The following is a 21,282-nucleotide window of genomic DNA, read 5'->3' as shown; positions in this document are numbered from 1 at the left end:
CGGACGGCGCTCGGACCGAAGCCGCGGATCCGGAAGAATCACCCGAACGGGCACGTCGTCACCGCCCGTGTGGATTACCTCACAACAAGCCGCGATGACATTCTTTGTCCCCTCTCACAACAGGACCGGCCCAGGCGTGACCAGTAACGTCACAGGTATGTCGACTTCCGCATCTGTTCCCGTCGAACCCGAAGACGTCATAGACGACGAGCGCACGGTCACCGACCGACTCGTCGACGCGAACGGGAAATACGCCGCCGCCTTCTCCGACCCGGGAATGGACGCCCGCCCCGTGCTGCGGGTCGCCGTGGTCGCGTGCATGGACGCCCGTCTCGACCTGCACGCCGCGCTCGGCCTGCAGCTCGGCGACTGCCACACCATCCGCAACGCGGGCGGCGTGGTCACCGACGACGTGATCCGCTCCCTCACCATCAGCCAGCGCGCCCTCGGCACCCGCAGCGTGGCCCTCATCCACCACACCGGCTGTGGCCTGGAATCCCTCACGGAGGAGTTCCGGCACGACCTGGAGATGGAGGTCGGCCAGCGTCCCGCCTGGGCGGTCGAGGCCTTCCGGGACGTCGAGCAGGACGTACGGCAGTCGATGCAGCGCGTGCGCACCTCCCCTTTTCTGGTGCACACCGACGACGTACGGGGCTTCGTCTTCGACGTCACGACGGGCCTGCTGCGGGAGATCGACCCCTCCTGACGGGCCCCGCCGGAGCCCCCGGTCGTCGGCCCTCCGCAGCTCGTGGGACCCTCTCTGCACCAAAACCCCGGCTGTCCGGTGCCCAAAGAGCCGTAAGAACTGACATATCGCGGCCACTTGTCCACAGGCGGATGACACGAACCGGTAACGGCAACAAGAATGCGGGTGTGGCGTCACGCGGAACCTTTCGCGCGTGGTGCCCGTGTTTCGGGGTGGGCCGGTCCGCACAGGGCGTCGGCCCGAACGGGCCTAGGAGGGCCGGGTGACGACCTATGACGATCGAGCGAGCCTCACAGATCTGACCGCCACTGCGGAGCGTGTCCGCAGTTCGGTGGAAGGAGTGATCGAAGGCAAGCCTGAGGTCGTACGGCTTTCGCTGACCGTGCTGCTCGCCGAGGGCCATCTTCTGATCGAGGATGTACCGGGCGTCGGCAAGACCATGCTGGCCAAGGCGCTGGCACGTTCCATCGACTGCTCGGTGCGGCGCATCCAGTTCACGCCCGACCTGCTGCCCTCGGACATCACGGGTGTGTCGATCTGGGACCAGCAGCGCCGGGACTTCGAGTTCAAGCCGGGCGCGATCTTCGCGCAGATCGTGATCGGCGACGAGATCAACCGCGCTTCGCCGAAGACGCAGTCCGCGCTCCTGGAGTCGATGGAGGAGCGCCAGGTCACCATCGACGGGCAGACCTACGAACTGCCCAGCCCGTTCATGGTGGTGGCCACCCAGAACCCGGTCGAGATGGAGGGCACCTACCCTCTGCCGGAGGCCCAGCGCGACCGCTTCATGGCCCGTGTCTCCATCGGCTACCCCAGCGCGGAAGCCGAACTGCAGATGCTGGACATCCACGGCGGCGCGAGCCCGCTGGACGACCTCCAGCCGGTCGCCCACGCGCACGACATCGTGAAACTGATCGACGCGGTCCGCACGGTCCATGTCGCCGACCCGGTGCGCCGCTACGCGGTGGACCTCGTGGCCGCCACGCGCGTCCACCCCGACCTGAGACTCGGCGCCTCACCGCGTGCCACGCTGCATCTGCTGCGCGCGGCGAAGGCGTCCGCCGCTCTCAGCGGCCGGGATTTCGCGCTGCCGGACGATGTGCAGGCGCTCGCCGTCGCGGTCCTGGCCCACCGCCTGCTGCCCACGGCCCAGGCGCAGTTGAACCGTCGCACGTCCGAGCAGGTCGTGCAGGAGATCCTCCAGCGCACCCCGGTGCCCGCCGCTCCCCAGCAGTCCGGCCTCTCGATGGGCCGGGGCGCGCCCACGTTCGGTCAGCAGCCGCCCCGGAGGCTGTGATGACGCAGGCGAGCACGGGGCACACCGCCGAGGGGGACAAGGGCGGGCTGCGCACCGCGCTCGCCGGGCTCACCACACGCGGTCGCTCGTTCCTGGCCGCCGGTGTGGCCGCGATCATCTGCGCGTACGTGCTGGGGCAGAACGATCTGCGCCGGGTCGGCCTGCTCCTCGCGATCGTGCCGCTGCTCTGCGCGGCCGTGCTGTACCGCACCCGCTACCGGGTCGCGGGCAGCCGCAGGCTCTCCCCCGGGCGCGTGCCCGCGGGCTCCGAGGCCCGCGTGCATCTGCGCATGGACAACATCTCGCGGCTGCCCACCGGCCTGCTGATGCTCCAGGACAAGGTTCCGTACGTCCTCGGTCCGCGCCCCCGCTTCGTGCTGGACCGGGTGGAGGCGGGCGGCCGCCGCGAGGTGTCCTACCGGGTCCGCTCGGACCTGCGCGGCCGCTATCCGCTGGGCCCGCTGCAACTGCGGCTGACCGACGCGTTCGGCATGTGCGAGCTGACCCGCGACTTCTCGGCGTACGACACCCTGACCGTCATACCGCGCGTGGAGGCGCTGCCACCGGTGCGGCTGACCGGCGACGCGAAGGGGTACGGCGACGGGCGGCAGAGCTCGCTCGCCCTGGCCGGCGAGGACGACATCATTCCGCGCGGGTACCGCTACGGCGACGACCTGCGCCGTGTGCACTGGCGGCTGACCGCCCGCTACGGCGAGCTGATGGTCCGCCGCGAGGAACAGCCCCAGCGCTCCCGCTGCACCGTGCTGCTGGACACCCGGGGCATCGCCTTCCAGGGCGTGGGACCCGACTCGGCCTTCGAATGGGCGGTCTCGGGAACGGCGTCCACGCTGCTGCACATGCTCGAACGGAGCTTCTCGGTACGCCTTCTGACGGACACCGGCAGTTCGGTGCCCGGCGAGGGCTCCGACGGGTTCGCGGGCGCGAGCCAGGAGTCGGCGGACGCGGCGGGGATGATGATGGACACGCTCGCCGTCGTCGACCACTCGGACGGCACGGGCCTGTCCCGGGCGTACGAAGTGCTGCGCGGCGGCAACGAAGGACTGCTGATCGCCTTCCTCGGCGATCTCGACGAGGAGCAGGCGGACGTGCTCGGCAAGATGCGCCAGCGCAGCGGCGGGGCCATCGCGTTTCTGCTGGACAGTGAGTCCTGGGTGCGGGAGCCGGCCGAGGCGCCCGGCCCGTCGGACGAGGGCACGGACCCGCTGCGCATGCTGCGCGAGGCTGGCTGGACCGCCGTGAGGGTGCCGCGGGGGGCGTCGCTCGCCGGGCTGTGGCGCGAGGCGGACCGTCAGCGCACGCATGTGGCGTCGACGGGTACTACCGCGGGGGATGGTGGCGTATGAGCGGGCGGGCCCGATTGGCGCTGTGGGCGGCGGCGGCCACGATGATGACGTCGAGCGCGCTGCTGCCGCTGGTGAGCCCGGCGACGTGGATCTTCCAGGCGGCGTTCCTGCTGGCCGTGCAGACCGGTGTCGGAGCGCTGACCCGGCGGGTCCCGCTGGCCCGGCCGCTGACCGTGGCGGCGCAGGCGCTGGCGACGCTGATGCTGCTGACGCTGGTCTTCGCCCGGCAACAGGCCCTCGCCGGGATCGTCCCCGGGCCCGAGGCCTTCCAGCACTTCTCGGCACTGCTCCAGGCGGGCGCCGACGACATCGGCAGGTACTCGATCCCGGCTCCGCTGTCGGACGGGATCCGGCTGATGGTGGTCGGCGGCGTCCTGGTGATCGGGCTCGTGGTGGACACCCTCGCGGTGACCTACCGCAGCGCCGCGCCCGCCGGCCTTCCGCTGCTCGCCCTGTACTCGGTCGCCGCGGGCCTCTCCAAAGGCGGCGCGGGCTGGCTGTGCTTCCTGCTCGCGGCAGTCGGCTATCTGATGCTGCTGCTGGCCGAGAGCCGGGACCGGCTCTCGCAGTGGGGCCGCGTCTTCGGCGGAGCGGCCCGGGCACCCGGCCAGGAGTCCGCGAGCGGTGTCGTCGCGCCCGTCCGCTTCGGGCGGCGGATCGGGGCGGTCGCAGTGGTCGTCGCCCTGTTCGTGCCGTTCATGCTGCCCGGGCTCGACGGCGGTCTGCTGGACGGCGCGGGCCGGGGCATCGGCAACGGCACCGGGGGCGGCGGCACGATCGCCGCGGTGAACCCGCTGGTCTCGCTCCGCGACAGCCTGAACGTGGACGAGGACCGCACGGTCTTGACGTACCGCACGGACACCGCGGACACACAGAACCTGTATCTGCGGATCGTCTCGCTGGACGACTTCGACGGCACGGCGTGGAAGCCGGCGCAGCGCCACATCGTGGACGTGCCGAAGACGTTCCCGGCGCCGGTCGGTCTGGACGGCCAGGTCAAGCGGGCGGCGATCCGGACCCGGATCGCGGCGGCCGACTGGTACGCGCAGGACTGGCTGCCGATGCCGTATCCGGCCAGCAAGGTGGACATCAAGGGCAGCTGGCGTTACGAACCCGTGGGACGCACCCTCGTCGGTGACCACGGACAGAACACCCGTGGCGTGCGGTACGAGGTCACGAGCCTGATGGTGGAGCCGACGGCGCAGCAGCTGGCGGGCGCCCCGGAAGCCTCGCCCGCGATGAGGCGCGAGTACACCAAGGTTCCGAGGTCGCTGCCCGCTGTGGTGGCGAAAACGGCCCGCAAGGTCACCGCGGGCTCGGCCAACCACTACGAGCAGGCGGTCAAACTCCAGGACTACTTCGCGGTCAGCGGCGACTTCCGGTACAACACCCAGGTCCAGGCCGGCAGCGGCTCCGCCGCGATCGCGAACTTCCTGAAGGAGAAGGAGGGCTTCTGCGTCCACTTCTCCTTCGCGATGGCCTCGATGGCGCGCACCCTCGGGATTCCGGCCCGCGTGGCGGTCGGCTTCACGGCGGGGACCCCGCAGGCGGACGGTTCGATGGCGGTGGGGCTGCGGGACGCGCATGCCTGGCCCGAGCTGTACTTCGAGGGCGTGGGCTGGACCCGTTTCGAGCCGACCCCGAGCCGGGGTTCGGTGCCGTCGTACACCCAGACGAACACGCCGGGCGAGATCGAGTCCGCGGCCCCGAAGCCGACGTTCTCGACGTCCGCGGCGCCCTCGGCCGAGCCGTCGGCGAGCGAGAGCTGCTCGTCCCAGCTGCGGAAGCTGGCGGCCTGCCCGGACCAGTCCGCGGCGACGGCGCTCGGCCCCGGGGACGACGACGGGTCCTGGACGATGATCCTCCTCCTGACGCTGGCCGGGCTCCTGGTCCTGGGAGTGCTGCTGCTGCCCATGCTGTGGCGGATGCGGGTACGGGCGGTCCGGCTCGGCGGCCACGGCCGCACCGAGGCGGACGTGGCGGCGTACACGCTGGGGGCCTGGTCGGAGGTGACCGATACGGCGTGGGACTACGGGATCGGGCCGACGGAGTCGCAGACACCGAGGAAGGCGGCCGAGCGGATCGTCGAGCTCGGGAAACTGGATCCGGAGACCGCGGCGGCGGTGTACCGGCTGGCCGTGGCCGTGGAGCTGGTTCTCTACGCTCCGCACCCCCGGCCGGTGGCGGGCCTCGCGAACGACGCGCGCCGGGTCGGGGAGTCCTTCAGGACGTCCGCGAGCGGTCCCGCGCGCCTGCGTGCTCTCCTCCTCCCCCGTTCGGCCGTCCGGGTGATCTGGATGGCCTCGGCCGCCTGGACAGCTCTGAGAACCCGGCTGTCCGCCCGTCGGCAGGCCCTGTTGCACCGCCCGTCGCGCCAGAACGGCTGACGCGGACCGGCCCAGGTCCCTCGCCAGGCTTGAGCGTTCCCGGCCTGGCGGGGGCCGGCCTGGCGGGCCCGGCACCACGGGGCCGACGCTTCGGGGTCGGTGCTACGGGGCCGACGCTTCGGGGTCAATACGTCGGGGTCGATACGTCGAGCTTGGTGCTTCGGGCTTAGTGCTTCGAGGGCCGGTGCTTCCGGGGCTTCGGCCGCACATACGCGTGAAGGGGCGTCCACCCGGATGTGGGTGGACGCCCCTTCACGCGTATGTCTGCGGCGGCGAAGCCGGAGGCTCAGTTGCCGCCCTGCTCGTCGCGACGACGCTGCCAGCGCTGTTCGATGCGGTCCATCATGGAGCGGCGTTGTCGGCTCTGCCGACGAGCGGCGGGCGAGCCCGGCACGGTCGGCTGCTCACCCGGCTTGGGAGCTTTGCGCCAACCGGTGACGGCGAGCACCGCACAGCCCAGCATGACGAGGAAGCCCACCACGCTCAGCCAGATCTGAACCGCGACCATTCCAGCCATGAGGAGCGCAATACCAACCAGGAAGCCGACGACCGCCTGGTAGACCCGTCGCCGGGTGTACGTACGCAGCCCGCTTCCCTCAAGCGCTGTCGCGAACTTGGGATCTTCGGCGTACAGCGCTCGCTCCATCTGCTCGAGCATTCGCTGCTCGTGCTCCGAGAGCGGCACGGAGTCCTCCTCATCGTGCAGTCGCCGGGGCGACCGGGGGTCCCCTTCAGGATAGGCAGGGAATCGGCCCCGTGAAACCCGCCCTCTACGCCAATTCGCCGACCGGAACCCTTCATGGCGCCCCGATGCGCTGAGGCGTGCATTCCCCAGCGAACGGTCCGTCATGCCGGACGGTCTCCCCCGATCATACGGCGCCGAGCACTCGATCGGGTGGTCTGTGGTGTACTCCATCTGCCGCCAAGCCCCTGATCAGCGCCGCACCACGGGGGCCGCTCAGTCCTCCGTGGCCCCTCGGGCCTCACCGAGCACATGGAGCTGCGTGGCCACGGAGTGGAAGGCGGTGAGCTCGGCCGCCGCCGCCTCCAGCTTCAGCAGGGCCTCCAGCGCACCCGGCTCGGTGTCCACCAGGACCCCCGGCACCAGGTCCGCGAAGACCCGTACACCGTGCACGGCGGCGACATGCAGGCCGGCGCCCGCGACCAGGGAGGTGAGCTGGTCGGCGGTGAACCGGTGCGGAACGGGATCACTCTCGCCCCAGCGTCCGTCCGGGTCGTCGAGCGCGTACCGGGCCTCCTTGAAGTGCCCGGCGAGGGCACGGGCCAGCACGGCACCGCCCAGGCCCGCGGCGAGGAGGCTGAGCACGCCCTCGGGGCGCAGCGCGTCCACGACGTTGCGGACACCCTCGGCCGGGTCGTCCACGTATTCGAGGACGCCGTGGCACAGCACGGCGTCGTAGCGGCCTCGTTCGACCACGTCGAAGAGGCCGTGGGCGTCGCCCTGGACACCCTGCACGCGGTCGGCGACGCCGGCCTCGGCGGCACGCCGCTCCAGCGCGAACAGCGCGTTCGGGCTGGGGTCGACGACGGTGACACGGTGGCCGAGGCGGGCGACGGGCACGGCGAAGTTGCCACTGCCGCCGCCCGTGTCGAGCACGTCGAGCGACTCCCGCCCTGCGGCCTTGACCTGACGGTCCAGGGCGTCCTTGAGGACCTCCCAGACCACGGCGGTACGGAGAGAAGCGCGGGGGCGCATCGGGTCCGACACGGCAGTTGACTCCTCGGCGCGGCACCGCCTGTTGAACGGCGGAGCGATCTTCGGGCCTCCCGGTGGGGAGGCATCAGGCGCCTCCACCCTATTGCCTCCGCCACCGTGACCGGCCCTCCGTCTCACGCGCGCCGGATCGCGCGGGGCGTGCGCGCCGGATCGCCCGCCCGTCCGGGGTTCGCTCCCGTCAACCCGCGTCCGGAACCTCCCTGTCCACGCCGTCCGCCCTGTCCCGGTTCCGGCTCTGGTCCCGGTCTCCGTCCTGGCGCGGCTGGGGCAGCACGGGCTGCAACGCCAGCATCCGCTCGACCAGGCGCAGGAACATGGCGACGTCGCGTATGAGGTCGTCGGCGTCACGGGTCGTGGCCGCCCCCTGGATGCCGGCCTCCGCGCGGGCACGGCGGGTGGCCCCGGAGGCGAACAGCGCGCTCCACTCGGTCAGTTCGGGAGCGATCTCCGGGAGGACTTCCCAGGCGCTGCGGATTCGGGCCCTGCGCCGCGACGAGGGCTCCGGACGGGCACGCGCGGCGAGGACGGCGGCGGCGGTGCGCAGCGCGGCCAAGTGGGCCGTCGCGTAACGCTCGTTGGAGGTCTCCAGTGCCGTCGCCTCGTCAAGTCCGGCGCGGGCCTGGGAGAGCAGGTCGAGGGCGGCGGGCGGGGCCGTGGCCCGGCGGAGCACGGGGTGGACGTCGCCCGCCGGTCCGGTGGTCAGTGAGGGGGCAGGGCCGGTGGCGCGGCGCCGACGGGCGGCGGCTGCGGAAGTGTTGGCCATGACGAACCTCCTGTCGTCGTGTGACGGCACTGTGGCCGTATGTGCCCATCGTGCGGTATGCCACTGACAATCCGTTCTGACCTGCACTTTTGCTTCGATCGAAAGTTCGGGTTAGTTTTTGCACTGACCAGTCAGTTCAAAAGTAGTTCGATGTGTTCCAGAGGATGGGGGAGCTGTGGACGGTCCGCACGGACTGCGTGTCACGGCCGAGGACTTCGGACTCGAAGGACCCCGCGGGTGGGCTTTCCGCGGGGTCCGTCTCGACGCGGAACCCGGATCGCTCATCGCGATCGAGGGGCCGTCGGGATCCGGCCGCACCTGCCTGTTGCTCGCCCTCACGGGCCGGATGAAGGCCACCGAGGGGACGGCGGCCGTGGGTTCGGCGAGGCTGCCGAAGCAACTGGCCGCGGTGCGCCGGACCAGCGCGCTCGCGCACGTGCCCGGTGTCACGGACCTCGACCCCGCGCTGACCGTCGGGGAGCACCTGCGGGAACGGGCCCTGCTCCAGCGGCGGTTCGGGGGTTCGCTGCGCGCCCTGCTGCGGCCTCGCGGTGAGCGGGCGGGAGAGGCCTCGTCGCGGATCGGCGCCGCACTGGCCTCCGCCGGGCTCGACCCGGACACCCTTCCCAAGGGACCGAGGACCGCGGTCCGTGATCTGGAACGGGTCGAGACGCTGCGGCTGTCCCTCGCGCTGGCCCTGATCGGCCGCCCACGGCTGCTCGGCGTCGACGACACCGACCTCAAGCTCTCGGACGCCGAACGGTCCGAGGTCTGGGCCCTGTTGACGTCTCTCACCGAGTCCGGCACGACGGTCGTGGCGGTGTGCAGCAAGGCTCCCGAGGGCGCCGTCGTCGTCTCCACCGCACCGGCCACCACGGCGAGGACCGCCGACGGAGAGGCCCCCGACACCGTCCCACCCGCCACACCCGCCGAGCCCGTCAAGCCGTCCGAAGACGGCGCCGGTACCGCCGACACGACCGCCGCCGCGAACAAAGACGCGGACGTAGACCCGGACCCGGTCGCTGACGCGGACCCGGTCGCAGACAAAGACGCAGACACCGCCGCCACCACCACCGCCGCCGACAGCGACAGCGACAGCGACAGCGACAGCGGGAACCGCGACAGGAAGACGGCCGATGCGCTCGCCTGAACTGGCCCTTCTCGAACTCCGCCGCTTCGGCCGGGGCAAGCTCCCGCGCGCCGCCCTGGTCGCGCTCCTGCTGCTGCCCCTGCTCTACGGCGCCCTCTATCTGTGGTCGTTCTGGGACCCGTACGGCCGTCTCGACCGCATCCCCGTGGCGCTGGTGAACGCCGACGAGGGAGCGACGGCCGACGGCCGCAGGGTCACCGTCGGGGACACCATCACCAAGGGGCTGCGCGACAGCGACACCTTCGAGTGGCACGAGGTGAGCCCGGCCGAGGCCCGCCGGGGCGTGGAGGACGGCACGTACTACCTGTCGCTGACCATGCCGGGCGACTTCAGCAGGAGGATCGCGTCCAGCTCCGGGACCTCTCCCGAGACGAGCGCGCTCCAGGTGCGGACCAACGACGCGAACAACTACATCGTCGGGCAGATCTCCCGCACGGTGTTCAGCGAGGTACGGACGGCCGCCTCCACGAAGGCCTCGCGTTCGTTCCTCGACAAGATCTTCATCTCGTTCTCGGACATCCACGGGAAGACCGTGCAGGCGGCCGACGGCGCCGACCGGCTCAACAGCGGCATCGGCAGGGCCAAGAAGGGCTCCAAGGATCTCGCCGACGGTCTGGAGGAGGCCAAGAAGGGCAGCGGAAAGCTCTCCGGGGGTCTCAGGAAGCTCACCACGGGCGCGGGCGACCTGGAGGACGGTTCGCGGCAGGTCGCGGACGGCACCCGGGCGCTGGCCGGCAAGGTCGACGGAGTCGCGGACAAGGTGGGCCCCTTCCTGGAGGACAACGAGAAGTCGATCGGCGACACCGCCCGGCTGGTCGCCGACTCCGCCGCGGGGATCCGCCACAACCTCGGCACCCTGGTGAAGACCGCTCCGGCCGCGGCCAAGGGCGCGCGCACCGCTTCCGACGCGCTGAACGCCGTCCACCGCTCGCGGTGCGAGACCCTGCCGGTCCCCGACCCGGCGTGTCCCGAGCTGACGAAGGCGGCGGAGGCCGCCGCGGACGTCGTCGAGGTCGCCGACGACGTGAACGCCCTGATCGGCGACCAGGACGGCGACCTCGTCGAACTGGACAAGAACCTGGCGACGCTGGAGAAGCAGGCGCGCGCCCTCGCCGATCGCTCGCCGCATCTCGCCGAGGACCTCGACGACGCCGTCTCCAAGATCGACAAGCTGAACGAGGGTGCCGCCGCGGTCGCCAGGGGCTCGAAGCGGCTGCACTCCGGTCTCGGCACCGCCAGGACCGGTGCGGCCACCCTCGACAAGGGCGTCGGCCGGCTGAAGACCGGTGCGGGCGACCTCGACGGCGGCCTGTACAAGCTCGTCGGCGGCTCCGGGAAGCTGGCGGGCGGCCTGCACGACGGCGCCGAGCGGATCCCCGACTACGACAAGCCCGACCGCGACCTGCGGACCGAGGTCATGGCCGACCCGGTGCGAATGGCCTCCAGAGACCTGCACAAGGCGCCCAACTACGGCACCGGTTTCGCCCCCTACTTCATCCCGCTGTCCCTGTGGGTCGGCGCGATGGTGGCGTACATGCTGATCCAGCCGCTGAACCGGCGCGCGCTCGCGGCGGGCGCCTCGGCGTGGCGCATCGCGCTGGCGGGCTGGCTGCCGGTCGTCGTCGTCGGCATCCTTCAGACGGCCGCCCTGATGGCGGTGCTGCACTGGGCGATCGGACTCCAGATGGTCCGTGCGGCGGGAACGGTCGGCTTCCTGTTCCTGGTGACGGCCTGCTTCGCGGCGATCGTGCAGTGGCTGAACGCCCGCTTCGGAGCCGCGGGCCGGATCCTCGTCCTGGCCTTCCTGATGCTCCAGCTGACGTCGGCGGGCGGCACGTACCCCGTCCAGACCAGTCCGGGCTTCTTCAACGCGATCCACCCCTTCCTGCCGATGAGTTACATCGTCGAGGCCCTCCGCAGGCTCATCACCGGCGGCGGCCTGGAGCCGGTACGGACCGCGTGCGCCGTCCTGACGGCCTTCACGGTGGGCGCGCTCGCGCTCACCGCCCTGACGGCGCGCCGCAGGCAGGTCTGGACCCTCGACCGGCTGCACCCGGAGCTGAGCCTGTGACCACGCGCGCGGGTGCTCCTGTGACAATCGGAGCCATGGAAAGCAGCAGCACCACGGCGGGCGGCGGCAGCCGTCGCGAGGCGACCCGGCAGAAGCTCTACGAGGCGGCCGTCACCCTGATCGCCGAACAGGGCTTCTCCGCCACCACGGTGGACGAGATCGCCGAGCGGGCCGGGGTCGCGAAGGGCACGGTCTACTACAACTTCGCGAGCAAATCGGTCCTCTTCGAAGAGCTGCTGCGCCATGGCGTCGGGCTCCTCACCGCCTCGCTGCGGGAGGCGGCGGAGAAGACCGACCGGGACGGCGGCAGCAAGGTCGACGCACTGGACGCGATGATCCGGGCCGGGCTCGAATTCATCAACCGCTATCCGGCGTTCACCCAGCTCTACGTGGCGGAGCTCTGGCGTACCAACCGGGCCTGGCAGTCCACCCTGATGGTGGTGCGGCAGCAGGCGGTGGCGGTCGTCGAGGGCGTTCTGCGCGACGCGGTGACGGGCGGGGAACTCAGCGACGAGATCGACATTCCGCTGACCGCGGCGGCGCTGGTCGGGATGGTCCTCGTGGCCGCCCTGGACTGGCAGGCCTTCCAGCCGGAGCGCTCCCTGGACGACGTGCACGCGGCACTGTCCCGGCTGCTCCAGGGGCGGGTGAGCGGCCACCGCTGACACCGGGCGCGGCTCTCCGCCGGCCGCGCCGCCTCACGCCGTGCGCACGAAAGCGCCGGTCCGGTCGGCCGCTTCCCCCGCGGGCCGTCCGTACCGACGCTTTCGTCGTGCTCCCCCGTGTCCCCCCGTTGGGACCCCGTTCGGTCGTCCCCCGGGTTCCCCCGTGTCTCGCTCCCGCCGAGCGGGCCGGCGGAAGGAGCGGACAAGGGCGCGAGGTCCGTTCCGCCGCCCCGTGTCGGCGGTGCCGGAGCCGCGCCCCTTTCCGTGTCTCCACTCTCTCGTTCGCGCAGGTCGGACCCATCCGTGCGCCTACTCATCTCACCCAGTAGGTACGGATACTCAGACATACGTGCTCAACCCCAGGACACCCCCGTCGCTCCCTGGTTACGATCCCCTCCGTGTCCGTACTCCCCCTGGTCTTCACCAGCGGCTGGGCCAGCGGCGTCAACGCGTACGCGGTCGTGCTGCTCCTCGGCCTCTTCGGCGCCACCGGGCTGAGCGACGACGTCCCGGAGGCCCTGCAACGCCCTGAGATCCTGGTCACAGTCGGCGTTCTCTTCCTCTGCGAGGCGGTCGCCGACAAGATCCCGTACGTCGACTCGGTGTGGGACTCCGTGCACACCGTGATCCGGCCGGCGACGGGTGCCTGGGTCGGGGCGCTGCTCGCCGGGCAGAGCGGCTCGGTCTCGGATCTGACGGCGGCCCTGCTCGGCGGTTCGACGGCGCTCGCGAGCCACACGGTCAAGGCCGGGACACGGATGGCGGTCAACACCTCGCCGGAACCCTTCAGCAACATCGCCGTGAGCACCGTCGAGGATCTCGGGGTCGCGGGCGTCGTCACGCTGGCGGTCTTCCATCCCTGGGCCGCGGCGGTCGTGGCCGGTGCCCTGCTCTTCACCGGGCTCGCGGCGCTCTGCTTCCTTCTCTCGCGCGTCAGACGGTTCCTGCGCCGCCGGGCGCGGCGCCGGGAGGAGCGGCGGACGGCCGCGGCGGTGGGGCGGCGGCCCGGCGGGGCGCCGTACGCGGACCGTGACTGACGGGACTGTCGGTGGCGGCGGATAAAGTCGCCGCCATGGGACGGATTGCGGTGATCGGCGCCGGGATGGGCGCGATGGCGGCCGCCGCCCGGCTGGCCGTCGCGGGCCACCGGGTGGTGGTGTACGAGCGGACGGAGACGTACGGCGGTGCGGTGCGCCGCTTCGAGCGGGACGGGTTCGTGTTCGACACGGGCCCGGGGCTGCTGCCGGTGCCCGCGGTCTATCGCGACCTGTTCGTCAAGACCGGGAAGCGGCCGCTGGAGGAGTGCGTCGAGCTGGTGCAGGTCGACCCGTCGGCCGGCCATGTCTTCGCCGACGGCACCCGGGTGTCCCTGCCGAACGCCTCGCGCGCGGGTGTGCTCACCGCGCTGGACGAAGCGCTCGGCGACGGTGCGGGCGCGCGGTGGGGCGAGTTCCTGGTGCGGGCCCGGGAGGCGTGGGACCGCTCGCGCCGGCCGCTCCTGGAGGAGCCGCTGTGGCCCAACTGGACGGTGCTGGCCGAACGCGAGCCCTATCCCTCGGTGCCGCACAAGAAGCTGCTGCGCACCCGCCGGGCCGGGACCCTCGCCGAGGTCGCCGCCTGGGAGCTGCGCGACCCGCGCCTGACGGCCCTCCTGGAGAGCCACGCTCTGGCGTACGGGCTGGACCCGCGCGCCACCCCGGCGAGCGCCGCCGTGCTGCCGTACATGGACCACGCCTTCGGCAGCTGGTACGTGCGCGGCGGCATCCGGGAGCTGGCACGCGCCGTGTACGAGCGGTGCCTGGAGCGCAGGGTCGAGTTCCGTTTCGGGACCCCCGTCGGACGGATCGTCGAGAAGGACGGCCGGGCCGTCGGTGTGGAGCTCTCCCGGGACGGCTCCGCCGCTTCCGGTGCCGGGAGCGGCCCGGACTCCTCCGGATCCGGGGAAGACACGTTCGAGCAGGCCGACTTCGTGGTCGCGGGCGTGGCACCCGGCGCCCTGGACGGCCTCGTCGCCGGAGCGGCGCTCCGCAGCGGTGACGAGGTGCCGCCGCGGGCCGGCACGTCCAGCAGACTGACGCTGCTGCTCGCGCTGCGTGGCGGACGGCCCGCCGGGACGGCGCACCGGACGGTGGTCCACTCGGCCGACCGCGAGGGTGAGCTGGACCGGCTCTTCGGGGAACGTCCGGGCGTACCCGCGGCGCCGACCGTCGTGGTGGCACGTCCTGACGACCCGGCGCTCGTCCCGGACGCGGCGCACGAGGCCGTCACGCTGACCGTCACGGTCCCGTCCGGCGCTCAGGTGTCAGGGCAGGACGTGGAGCGGGTTCTCGACGCCGCCGAGCGGGCCCTGCCCGGTCTGCGGGACCGGCTCCTGTGGCACGAGGTCCGCACCCCGGCCGACATCGCGGAGGCGACCGGCGTGGAGGGCGGCGCGGTTCCCGCCCCGGCGCTCGCCGCGGCGGACGGCCGGCTGCTGCACCCGTCGAACACCACGCGGATACCGGGGCTGTTCGCGGCCGGGGGCTGGGCACACCCCGGCGGCGGTCTGCCGCACGCCGGCATGTCGGGCGCTCTGGTGGCCGGACTGATCGTGGAAGGGCCGGAGTTCCAGGGCTCGCAGTGAACGTGCCGGCGGGCAGCGGTGCGGGAGGCCGTCGCCGCGGCCTGCCGGTCAGTAGCGGTACTGCTCGTCGTACCCGGCGCTGCCGTTGCCCTGGTACGGGTACTGCTGCTGCTCGGGCGGGACTTCGCCGCCGTACTCGTCGGTGCGCTGCTGCGGCACCCAGACTCCCTCGGCCGGGGTCTCGCCGCCGTACGTGCCGGTGGCGTACTGGTCCTGGCCGTAGTTCTGCTGCTGTGCGTACTGCTGGTCGCCGCCGTTGTAGGCGGTCTGGTCGTACGTGGCGCCCGTGTATGTCTGCTGGCCGGTGTACGGGTCCGTGTAGGTGGCGTACTGCTGCTGGCCGTTGCCGTAGCCGTACTGCTGCTGCTGGTCGTAGCCCGTGTAGCCGTCGTACGCGTAGGCCTGCTGGTCCTGGCCCGTGGCGTAGGCCTGCTGGTTCTGGCCCGTCGAGTAGGCCTGCTGGTCCTGGGACTGGGACGCGCCGGCGTAGGACTGGTCGGTGGCGGCGGCGTACGCGCCGGAGTCGTAGACACCGTAGGAGCCGGTGTCCTCGGGCAGCGGCTGCGGCTCGTAGACCGAGGTCGACTCGGCGGCCGTGGGCTCGGCCTGCTCCGGGGGCGCGAACCGGTCGGACGGGGCGGGCGTGAAGACGTCGTCCTCGTCGGCGTACTGGTCCTCGCGCCGGTAGGCGGCCACCTCGACCTCTTCGAGGTCGGAGTTCTCCTCCGACGGCTCCGCCTCGTCCGGCTCGCCGCGGCGGCGCTTGCTGAGCTTGCCGGGCTTGTCCTCCACGCCGGGGCCCTTGATGGCCCAGCCCTGCGCGAAGCCCTGGCGGAACGACAGCGTCACGTAGGTCTGGCCGACCGTGAAGGCGGCCGCGCCCAGACCGATGACCACGACCGAGTGCATGAGCACGCCGAGGACCACACCGAGGAAGCCGACGAAGGCGAGCAGCCGGAAGCGCAGCCGCGCCTTGTACTGCAGCAGCACCTCGCCGAGCAGCCACAGCGCGACAATGCCGAATGCCAGATAGAGGACCGTCAAGCCCATGTACGCCCCTCTCCCAGTGGCCGCTACGCAGTGTGTCGTACGTGGGTGCGACCGGTCTAGGCCTGCTGTGGGTGATGCAGGCCCAGGTTCTCGTAGATTTCCAGCGTCGCCGTGGAGTTGTTGAGCGTGATGAAGTGCAGCCCGGGGACTCCCTCGGTCAGCAGCCTCGCACAGAACTCCGTCGCGAACTCGATCCCAATGGAGCGTACAGCCGCCGGATCGTCTTTGACTGTGAGGATCCGCTCTTTCAGGGCGTCCGGGAACGAAGCATTCGAGAGTTTGGGCAGCCGTTCCAACATCTTCACACTTGTCACGGGCATGACTTCGGGGATGACCGGCGTCGCGCAACCCGCCGCGTCCACGCGGTCACGCAGACGGAGGTAGGACTCCGGCTGGAAGAACATCTGCGTGATCGCGTAGTCGGCGCCGGCACGGCACTTGTCGACGAAGTGGGAGACGTCCAGGTCCCACTCCGTGGACCGGGGATGCATCTCGGGGAAGGCCGCGACCCCGACGCAGAAGTCGCCGGATTCCTTGATGAGGCGCACCAGTTCGGCCGCGTAGGCCAGACCCTTGGGGTGGGGTACCCACTCGCCCATGGGGTCGCCGGGCGGGTCGCCGCGCACGGCGAGCATGTTGCGGATGCCCGCGTCCGCGTACTGCCCGATGATGTTGCGCAGTTCCGCGATGGAGTGGTTGACCGCGGTGAGGTGCGCGACCGGGGTGAGGGTCGTGTCGAGGACGATCTGCTCGGTCTCCTTGACCGTGCCGGCCCGCGTGGAGCCGCCGGCCCCGTAGGTCACGGAGACGAAGTCGGGAGCCACGGCCTCGACCCGCCGCAGGGCGTTCCACAGGTTCCGCTCGCCCTTGGGGGTCTTCGGCGCCGAGAACTCGAAGGAAAAGGTCTGTTTGCCGGTCGCGAGCATGTCGCGCACGGTGCGTGCGCGATCAGTCCTGGTGGAAGCAGATCCGAGGGCCATACCCGCAGGTTAGCCAGAGGGCGTCGGTCACCCAACCGAACCGCTGCTTTTTGTCTGATCTGTCGAGTTCTTGTCCACCCCTCGGACAGCGGCCCGCCGGGACTCTCCACGCGGGCGGCTGGCGGCCTACGCCGTGCGCAGCCGCTTCGCGAATTCCGCCGCCGCCGCGCCCGGGTCGTCCGCCTCGGTGATCGCCCGTACGACGACGACGCGGCGGGCGCCCGCTTCGAGCACCTCGTCCAGCCGGTCGAGGTCGATGCCGCCGATCGCGAACCAGGGACGGCCGGTGCCGAGGGCCGCCGTGCTGCGGACCAGGTCGAGGCCGGGTGCGTGCCGGCCGGGCTTGGTGGGGGTGGGCCAGCAGGGGCCGGTGCAGAAGTAGTCCACGCCCTCCTGGACGGCGGCTGCGCCGGCCTCGGAGGCGGAGTGCGTGGAACGGCCGATGAGCACCTCGTCGCCGAGGATCGCGCGGGCCGCGGGAACCGGGAGGTCCCCCTGGCCCAGGTGCAGGACGTCGGCGCGGGCGGCGTGGGCCACGTCCGCCCGGTCGTTGACCGCGAGGAGCTTGCCGTGCCGGGCGCAGGCGTCCGCGAAGACCTGGAGGTGCTCCAGTTCCTCCCCCGCCTCCATGCCCTTGTCGCGCAGCTGCACGATGTCGACGCCGCCCGCCAGGACCGCGTCGAGGAACTCGGCGAGGTCCCCCTGACGTCTGCGGGCGTCCGTGCACAGATAGACGCGGGCGTCGGCGAGCAGGCCCCGTGGGGTCGTGGCGGCGTTCTCGGGCATGCGTGGATCCCCCGTTGGTCGGTGCGCGGGGAGTGCGGCGGCCGGGATGGTCCCGCCGCCGCGCTCCCCGTGCCGGACGGTCGCGTTCAGGTCAGACGGCGAGCGCCTGGGCGCGGCGCTTCACCTCCGTGCCGCGATTCTCGCTCAGAGCCTGCGCGGGGGTGCCGGGCAGGCTCGGGTCGGGGGTGAAGAGCCACTCCAGGGCCTCTTCGTCGGAGTAGCCGTCGTCCCTCAGGAGCGTCAGGGTGCCGGCCAGGCCCTTGACGACCTTCTGTTCGTCCGCGTCGATGAAATCGGCGGGGACGTGCAGCGCACGGTTCTCACCACGGCGTACGGCGATCAGCTGGCCGTCCTTGACCAGCTGCCGGACGCGCGTCACCTCGACGCCGAACTGTTCGGCGATGTCGGGGAGGGTGAGCCAGGCGGGGACGAGAGCATCGATCTTTGCGTCAATCTCGGTCACGGGACAAGCGTGCCATCCCGGACCGACAGTCGGAAGCCGAGGGCGTCCGACCCGGGTGAAGGATCAGGCCGTGGCGCCCTTCAGCGGCCTCGAAGCGTCCGCGAGCAGTCCCGGATCCATGGTGGCGCCCGCCTCGATCAGCCTGCGGCCCTGGGCGAGATCCCTCGGGCGGCCCACCGCCAGGAGGGCGACGAGCCGTGTCTCGCGCAGCCAGCAGACCGACCAGGAGGCTCCCGAGGGGTCGCCGCGCCAGACCAGGGTGTCGGCGGACGTGTGGTGGCCGGCGTACTGGACGAAGCGGCCGAACTGCTCGGACCAGAAGTACGGCACGGGGTCGTAGGCGGCGGGCGTCTGTCCGACGATGTTCAGGGCGACCGTGCGCGGGCCCTGGAGGGCGTTGTCCCAGTGGTGGACGAGGAGGCGTTCCTCGTAGCGTCCGGACGGGAAGGAGGCGCAGTCGCCGACCGCGTAGACGTCCGGCAGGGAGGTGCGCAGGTGGTCGTCGGCGACGATCTCGCGGTGGGCGCCGAGTTCGATGCCCGAGCCGGCGATCCAGGCCGTGGCGGGCCGCGCGCCGATCCCGACCACGACGGCGTCCGCGGGCACCCGGGAGCCGTCGTCCAGGACGACCGCCCCGGGCTCGACGCGCTCCACGCGCGCGCTGGTGCGCAGCGCGGCCCCGCTGTCCGCGTACCAGGCGGCCATCGGGGCGGCCACCTCGGCGGGCAGCGCCTCGGCGAGCGGCCGGTCGGCGGCCTCGACGACCGTGACCGCGCAGCCCGCCTCGCGCGCCGCCGTGGCGAACTCGGCGCCGATCCAGCCCGCTCCGACCACCACGATGTCGTGCTGCCGGGTGAGAACGGGACGCAGCCGGTCGGCGTCGTCCAGGGTGCGCAGCAGATGCACGCCGGGCACGCCTTCGGCGCCGGGGAGCCGGATCGGTTCGGCGCCGGTGGCGACGACCAGGACGTCGTAGGGGACGGGCCCCGCGTCCGTGTCCAGTTCGTGGTCGTCGGGGCGCACACCGAGCGCCTCGCTGCCCAGTCTGAGGTCGATGTCCAGGGCCTCGAAGTCGATGTCGAAGGCGGAGCCCTCGGCTTTGCCGAGCAGGACGGCCTTGGACAGCGGCGGCCGGTCGTACGGCTGATGCGGCTCCGCGCCGATCAGCGTGACGGTGCCCGTGAAGCCCTGTTCGCGCAGGGCGACCGCGGTCTGTACCCCGGCCATGCCCGCGCCCGCCACGACGACCCGTCGGGCCGCGGACCTCTGCGGCTGGGACTGTGCCTGCGTCTGATCGCTCACCTGATCACCATAGACACGTGACGATTCGTCAGTCAGCGGACGTGCTCGGTGACCTGTTCCACACGGCCGGTCTCGCGCGGTTCCTCCACCACGCTCGTCCCGGCTCCCGGCTGCGACTCCCACGTCCAGCTCTCCTCCAGCCGCAGGCGCCCGTCGGGCAGTTCCACGACGAGCGACACGCAGTGACCGGACGCGGTGGTCCCGTCGCGCCTGAGCTGTACGTACCGGAAGTCGAGGCGGTCGCCCTCGCGGGTGCCGACGAGGTGTCCGCGGACGACGTCGCCGCCCGCGTAGTCGGCCCAGACCACGCCGTCCCGCTCGTGGTACGCGAACCGGGTGCCGGTGCCCACCTGGCCCGGGGCCTGGTCGGCGACGGGGGCGAGCACGAGGCCGTCGAGCGGTCGCGCCATGGCGGAGGCTCCCTTACTGAGACGGAGGGGGCGGGCTAGGGTGGCCAACGTAAAGCACTCGCGGGAGCCCGGACGCACCGGGCTGAGAGGGAGGCTGGGCGGCCTCCGACCGTACGAACCTGATCCGGGTCATGCCGGCGAAGGGAGGGGCTGGACGCCCATGCCGTCTGCACGTTCGTCGGACGTCCTCGTCGTCGGGGGCGGAATCATCGGTCTGGTGACGGCCTGGCGGGCCGCGCGGCGCGGGTTCACGACCGCGCTCGTGGACCCCGAGCCGGGCGGCGGGGCCGCGCAGGTAGCGGCCGGGATGCTGGCCGCCGTCACCGAGCTGCACTTCGGCGAGGAGACCCTGCTGGGCCTCAACCTCGCCTCGGCGCGCCGCTATCCGGACTTCGCCGCCGAGCTCACCGAGGCCTCCGGTCAGGACCTCGGCTACCGCCGGAGCGGCACGCTGGCCGTCGCGCTGGACGCCGACGACCGCGCCCATCTGCGGGAACTGCACGCGCTGCAGGTCCGGTCGGGGCTGGAGTCGGAGTGGCTGAGCGGCCGTGAGTGCCGCCGCCTGGAGCCGATGCTCGCGCCCGGCGTGCGCGGGGGTCTGCGGGTCGACGGCGACCATCAGATCGACCCGCGGCGCCTCGCGGCGGCCCTGGTCACGGCCTGCGAGCGGGCCGGGGTGGTCATGCACCGGACCTGGGCGGAGCGTCTGACCGTCGTACAAGAACGGGCCACCGGGGTCGTCACCGCGGACGGCACCGGGCTCGGCGCGGGTCAGGTGGTGCTCGCCGGGGGCAGCCTCAGCGGCCGCCTGGCGGGCGTCCCCGACGACGTCGTGCCGCCGGTGCGCCCCGTCAAGGGGCAGGTGCTGCGGCTGACCGTGCCGGGGCGGTACGCGCCCTTCCTCCATCGCACCGTGCGGGCCGTGGTGCGCGGCAGCCACGTCTACCTGGTGCCGCGCGAGAACGGCGAGCTCGTGGTGGGCGCGACCAGCGAGGAGCTGGGCTGGGACACCACCGTGACGGCGGGCGGCGTGTACGAGCTGCTGCGCGACGCCCACGAGCTGGTCCCCGGGATCACCGAGCTGCCGCTCACCGAGACCCGCGCGGGGCTGCGCCCCTGCTCGCCCGACAACGCGCCGCTGCTCGGCCCGAGCGCGCTGGACGGGCTGCTGCTGGCCACCGGGCACCACCGCAACGGTGTGCTCCTGACGCCCGTGACCGGAGACGTGATGGCCCACGTCCTGACCACCGGCGAACTCCCCGCCGAAGCCCGCCCCTTCACCCCCCTGCGCTTCGGCGCCACGGCCCGCACGGAGCTGCACGTATGAACATCGTCGTCAACGGGGAGCGGCGGCGGATCGCCGCGGGAACCGCTCTCGACACGCTCGTCGCGACCCTCACCCCGTCATCGTCCGGGGTGGCCGCCGCCCTGAACGAAACCGTCGTCCCGCGCGCGCAGTGGCCCTCCACCCCGCTCACCGAGGGCGACCGCGTCGAGGTCCTCACCGCCGTCCAAGGAGGCTGAACC

Annotated in this window: 20 protein-coding genes and 1 riboswitch; of the genes, 11 read left to right on the top strand and 9 right to left on the bottom strand. The window is 72.1% G+C overall.

Annotated elements, in window-relative coordinates; all coding sequences use genetic code 11:
• Window positions 1–157 precede the first annotated feature (157 nt).
• The 4 genes from OG780_RS30105 (at window position 158) to OG780_RS30090 (ending at window position 5,754) form a co-directional block, all read left to right on the top strand.
• Window positions 158–706: a beta-class carbonic anhydrase gene (locus OG780_RS30105; protein WP_328453405.1), complete on the top strand. Its 549-nt coding sequence runs from the start codon at window positions 158–160 to the stop codon at window positions 704–706.
• Window positions 707–968: 262 nt separating this feature from the next.
• Window positions 969–2,003: an AAA family ATPase gene (locus OG780_RS30100; RefSeq protein WP_328453403.1), complete on the top strand. Its 1,035-nt coding sequence runs from the start codon at window positions 969–971 to the stop codon at window positions 2,001–2,003.
• Window positions 2,003–3,367 carry a DUF58 domain-containing protein gene (locus tag OG780_RS30095; protein WP_328453401.1) on the top strand — a complete coding sequence of 455 codons (1,365 nt, stop codon included), beginning with the start codon at window positions 2,003–2,005 and terminating at the stop codon, window positions 3,365–3,367. The genes OG780_RS30100 and OG780_RS30095 overlap by 1 nt, the downstream gene beginning before the upstream one ends.
• Entirely contained in the window at window positions 3,364–5,754 is a 2,391-nt protein-coding gene (locus OG780_RS30090) for a transglutaminase family protein (RefSeq protein ID WP_328453399.1), read from the top strand. The genes OG780_RS30095 and OG780_RS30090 overlap by 4 nt, the downstream gene beginning before the upstream one ends.
• Window positions 5,755–6,040: 286 nt before the next feature.
• On the opposite strand, the gene OG780_RS30085 is transcribed toward OG780_RS30090, so the two are convergent.
• From OG780_RS30085 to OG780_RS30075, 3 genes are all read right to left on the bottom strand, one after another.
• A complete protein-coding gene (locus OG780_RS30085; protein ID WP_326788291.1) occupies window positions 6,041–6,439 on the bottom strand; it encodes a DUF3040 domain-containing protein in 399 nt (132 codons plus the stop codon).
• 273 nt (window positions 6,440–6,712) lie between these two features.
• A complete protein-coding gene (locus OG780_RS30080; protein ID WP_328453397.1) occupies window positions 6,713–7,483 on the bottom strand; it encodes a class I SAM-dependent methyltransferase in 771 nt (256 codons plus the stop codon).
• 187 nt (window positions 7,484–7,670) lie between these two features.
• Window positions 7,671–8,255: an SAV_6107 family HEPN domain-containing protein gene (locus OG780_RS30075; protein WP_328453395.1), complete on the bottom strand. Its 585-nt coding sequence runs from the start codon at window positions 8,253–8,255 to the stop codon at window positions 7,671–7,673.
• 175 nt (window positions 8,256–8,430) lie between these two features.
• On the opposite strand from OG780_RS30075, the gene OG780_RS30070 reads away from it, so the two are divergent.
• The 5 genes from OG780_RS30070 to OG780_RS30050 all read left to right on the top strand — a co-directional run bounded on the left by OG780_RS30070 (window position 8,431) and on the right by OG780_RS30050 (window position 14,764).
• A complete protein-coding gene (locus OG780_RS30070) occupies window positions 8,431–9,405 on the top strand; it encodes an ATP-binding cassette domain-containing protein (protein ID WP_328453393.1) in 975 nt (324 codons plus the stop codon).
• Window positions 9,392–11,476 (top strand): YhgE/Pip domain-containing protein, encoded by a 2,085-nt coding sequence (locus OG780_RS30065; protein WP_328453391.1) that lies wholly within the window; start codon window positions 9,392–9,394, stop codon window positions 11,474–11,476. Before OG780_RS30070 ends, OG780_RS30065 begins: the two co-directional genes overlap by 14 nt.
• A 35-nt stretch (window positions 11,477–11,511) precedes the next feature.
• On the top strand, window positions 11,512–12,141 hold the full coding sequence (locus tag OG780_RS30060; protein WP_328453389.1) for a TetR/AcrR family transcriptional regulator: 630 nt from the start codon (window positions 11,512–11,514) through the stop codon (window positions 12,139–12,141).
• Window positions 12,142–12,539: 398 nt separating this feature from the next.
• Window positions 12,540–13,178 carry a DUF4126 domain-containing protein gene (locus OG780_RS30055; RefSeq protein ID WP_328453387.1) on the top strand — a complete coding sequence of 213 codons (639 nt, stop codon included), beginning with the start codon at window positions 12,540–12,542 and terminating at the stop codon, window positions 13,176–13,178.
• Between the two features lie 35 nt (window positions 13,179–13,213).
• Entirely contained in the window at window positions 13,214–14,764 is a 1,551-nt protein-coding gene (locus OG780_RS30050) for a phytoene desaturase family protein (protein WP_328453385.1), read from the top strand.
• A gap of 48 nt (window positions 14,765–14,812) precedes the next feature.
• Here the strand turns inward: OG780_RS30050 and OG780_RS30045 are convergent, their stop codons facing one another.
• From OG780_RS30045 to OG780_RS30020, 6 genes are all read right to left on the bottom strand, one after another.
• Window positions 14,813–15,814: an SCO2102 family sporulation regulator gene (locus OG780_RS30045; RefSeq protein ID WP_328453383.1), complete on the bottom strand. Its 1,002-nt coding sequence runs from the start codon at window positions 15,812–15,814 to the stop codon at window positions 14,813–14,815.
• A gap of 56 nt (window positions 15,815–15,870) precedes the next feature.
• Window positions 15,871–16,794 carry a methylenetetrahydrofolate reductase [NAD(P)H] gene (metF, locus tag OG780_RS30040; protein ID WP_326788282.1) on the bottom strand — a complete coding sequence of 308 codons (924 nt, stop codon included), beginning with the start codon at window positions 16,792–16,794 and terminating at the stop codon, window positions 15,871–15,873.
• A 126-nt stretch (window positions 16,795–16,920) separates the two neighbouring features.
• Complete coding sequence (gene thiE / locus OG780_RS30035) at window positions 16,921–17,580, bottom strand: thiamine phosphate synthase (RefSeq protein WP_328453380.1); 660 nt, start codon at window positions 17,578–17,580, stop codon at window positions 16,921–16,923.
• Window positions 17,581–17,671: 91 nt separating this feature from the next.
• Window positions 17,672–18,043: an Rv2175c family DNA-binding protein gene (locus OG780_RS30030; protein ID WP_328453378.1), complete on the bottom strand. Its 372-nt coding sequence runs from the start codon at window positions 18,041–18,043 to the stop codon at window positions 17,672–17,674.
• Window positions 18,044–18,106: 63 nt separating this feature from the next.
• Window positions 18,107–19,345 (bottom strand): NAD(P)/FAD-dependent oxidoreductase, encoded by a 1,239-nt coding sequence (locus OG780_RS30025; RefSeq protein ID WP_328453375.1) that lies wholly within the window; start codon window positions 19,343–19,345, stop codon window positions 18,107–18,109.
• A 32-nt stretch (window positions 19,346–19,377) separates the two neighbouring features.
• The gene (locus OG780_RS30020; RefSeq protein ID WP_328453374.1) at window positions 19,378–19,755 is read right to left on the bottom strand and encodes a hypothetical protein; all 378 of its coding nucleotides are present in this window, start codon (window positions 19,753–19,755) and stop codon (window positions 19,378–19,380) included.
• A gap of 50 nt (window positions 19,756–19,805) precedes the next feature.
• A riboswitch (TPP riboswitch) is annotated at window positions 19,806–19,918 on the top strand.
• On the opposite strand from OG780_RS30020, the gene thiO reads away from it, so the two are divergent.
• Together thiO and thiS are read left to right on the top strand one after the other, a co-directional pair.
• The gene (gene thiO / locus OG780_RS30015) at window positions 19,916–21,082 is read left to right on the top strand and encodes a glycine oxidase ThiO (protein WP_328453372.1); all 1,167 of its coding nucleotides are present in this window, start codon (window positions 19,916–19,918) and stop codon (window positions 21,080–21,082) included. It overlaps the preceding riboswitch by 3 nt.
• Window positions 21,079–21,279: a sulfur carrier protein ThiS gene (gene thiS / locus OG780_RS30010; protein WP_328453370.1), complete on the top strand. Its 201-nt coding sequence runs from the start codon at window positions 21,079–21,081 to the stop codon at window positions 21,277–21,279. Before thiO ends, thiS begins: the two co-directional genes overlap by 4 nt.
• Window positions 21,280–21,282: the final 3 nt, after the last annotated feature.

It is taken from the genome of Streptomyces sp. NBC_00386, from assembly GCF_036063235.1.
Taxonomy (GTDB): Bacteria; Actinomycetota; Actinomycetes; order Streptomycetales; family Streptomycetaceae; genus Streptomyces.
This window is presented reverse-complemented; position numbering and strand designations above follow the sequence as displayed.

What these genes read in the sequence shown, in the direction of transcription:
- OG780_RS30045 (WP_328453383.1), bottom strand. Translation starts at nt 15,814, where the DNA reads ATGGGCTTGACGGTCCTCTATCTGGCATTCGGCATTGTCGCGCTGTGG.
- metF (WP_326788282.1), bottom strand. Translation starts at nt 16,794, where the DNA reads ATGGCCCTCGGATCTGCTTCCACCAGGACTGATCGCGCACGCACCGTG.
- OG780_RS30060 (WP_328453389.1), top strand. Translation starts at nt 11,512, where the DNA reads ATGGAAAGCAGCAGCACCACGGCGGGCGGCGGCAGCCGTCGCGAGGCG.
- OG780_RS30020 (WP_328453374.1), bottom strand. Translation starts at nt 19,755, where the DNA reads ATGGCGCGACCGCTCGACGGCCTCGTGCTCGCCCCCGTCGCCGACCAG.
- OG780_RS30105 (WP_328453405.1), top strand. Translation starts at nt 158, where the DNA reads ATGTCGACTTCCGCATCTGTTCCCGTCGAACCCGAAGACGTCATAGAC.
- OG780_RS30090 (WP_328453399.1), top strand. Translation starts at nt 3,364, where the DNA reads ATGAGCGGGCGGGCCCGATTGGCGCTGTGGGCGGCGGCGGCCACGATG.
- OG780_RS30050 (WP_328453385.1), top strand. Translation starts at nt 13,214, where the DNA reads ATGGGACGGATTGCGGTGATCGGCGCCGGGATGGGCGCGATGGCGGCC.
- thiO (WP_328453372.1), top strand. Translation starts at nt 19,916, where the DNA reads ATGCCGTCTGCACGTTCGTCGGACGTCCTCGTCGTCGGGGGCGGAATC.
- OG780_RS30065 (WP_328453391.1), top strand. Translation starts at nt 9,392, where the DNA reads ATGCGCTCGCCTGAACTGGCCCTTCTCGAACTCCGCCGCTTCGGCCGG.
- OG780_RS30095 (WP_328453401.1), top strand. Translation starts at nt 2,003, where the DNA reads ATGACGCAGGCGAGCACGGGGCACACCGCCGAGGGGGACAAGGGCGGG.
- thiS (WP_328453370.1), top strand. Translation starts at nt 21,079, where the DNA reads ATGAACATCGTCGTCAACGGGGAGCGGCGGCGGATCGCCGCGGGAACC.
- thiE (WP_328453380.1), bottom strand. Translation starts at nt 17,580, where the DNA reads ATGCCCGAGAACGCCGCCACGACCCCACGGGGCCTGCTCGCCGACGCC.
- OG780_RS30075 (WP_328453395.1), bottom strand. Translation starts at nt 8,255, where the DNA reads ATGGCCAACACTTCCGCAGCCGCCGCCCGTCGGCGCCGCGCCACCGGC.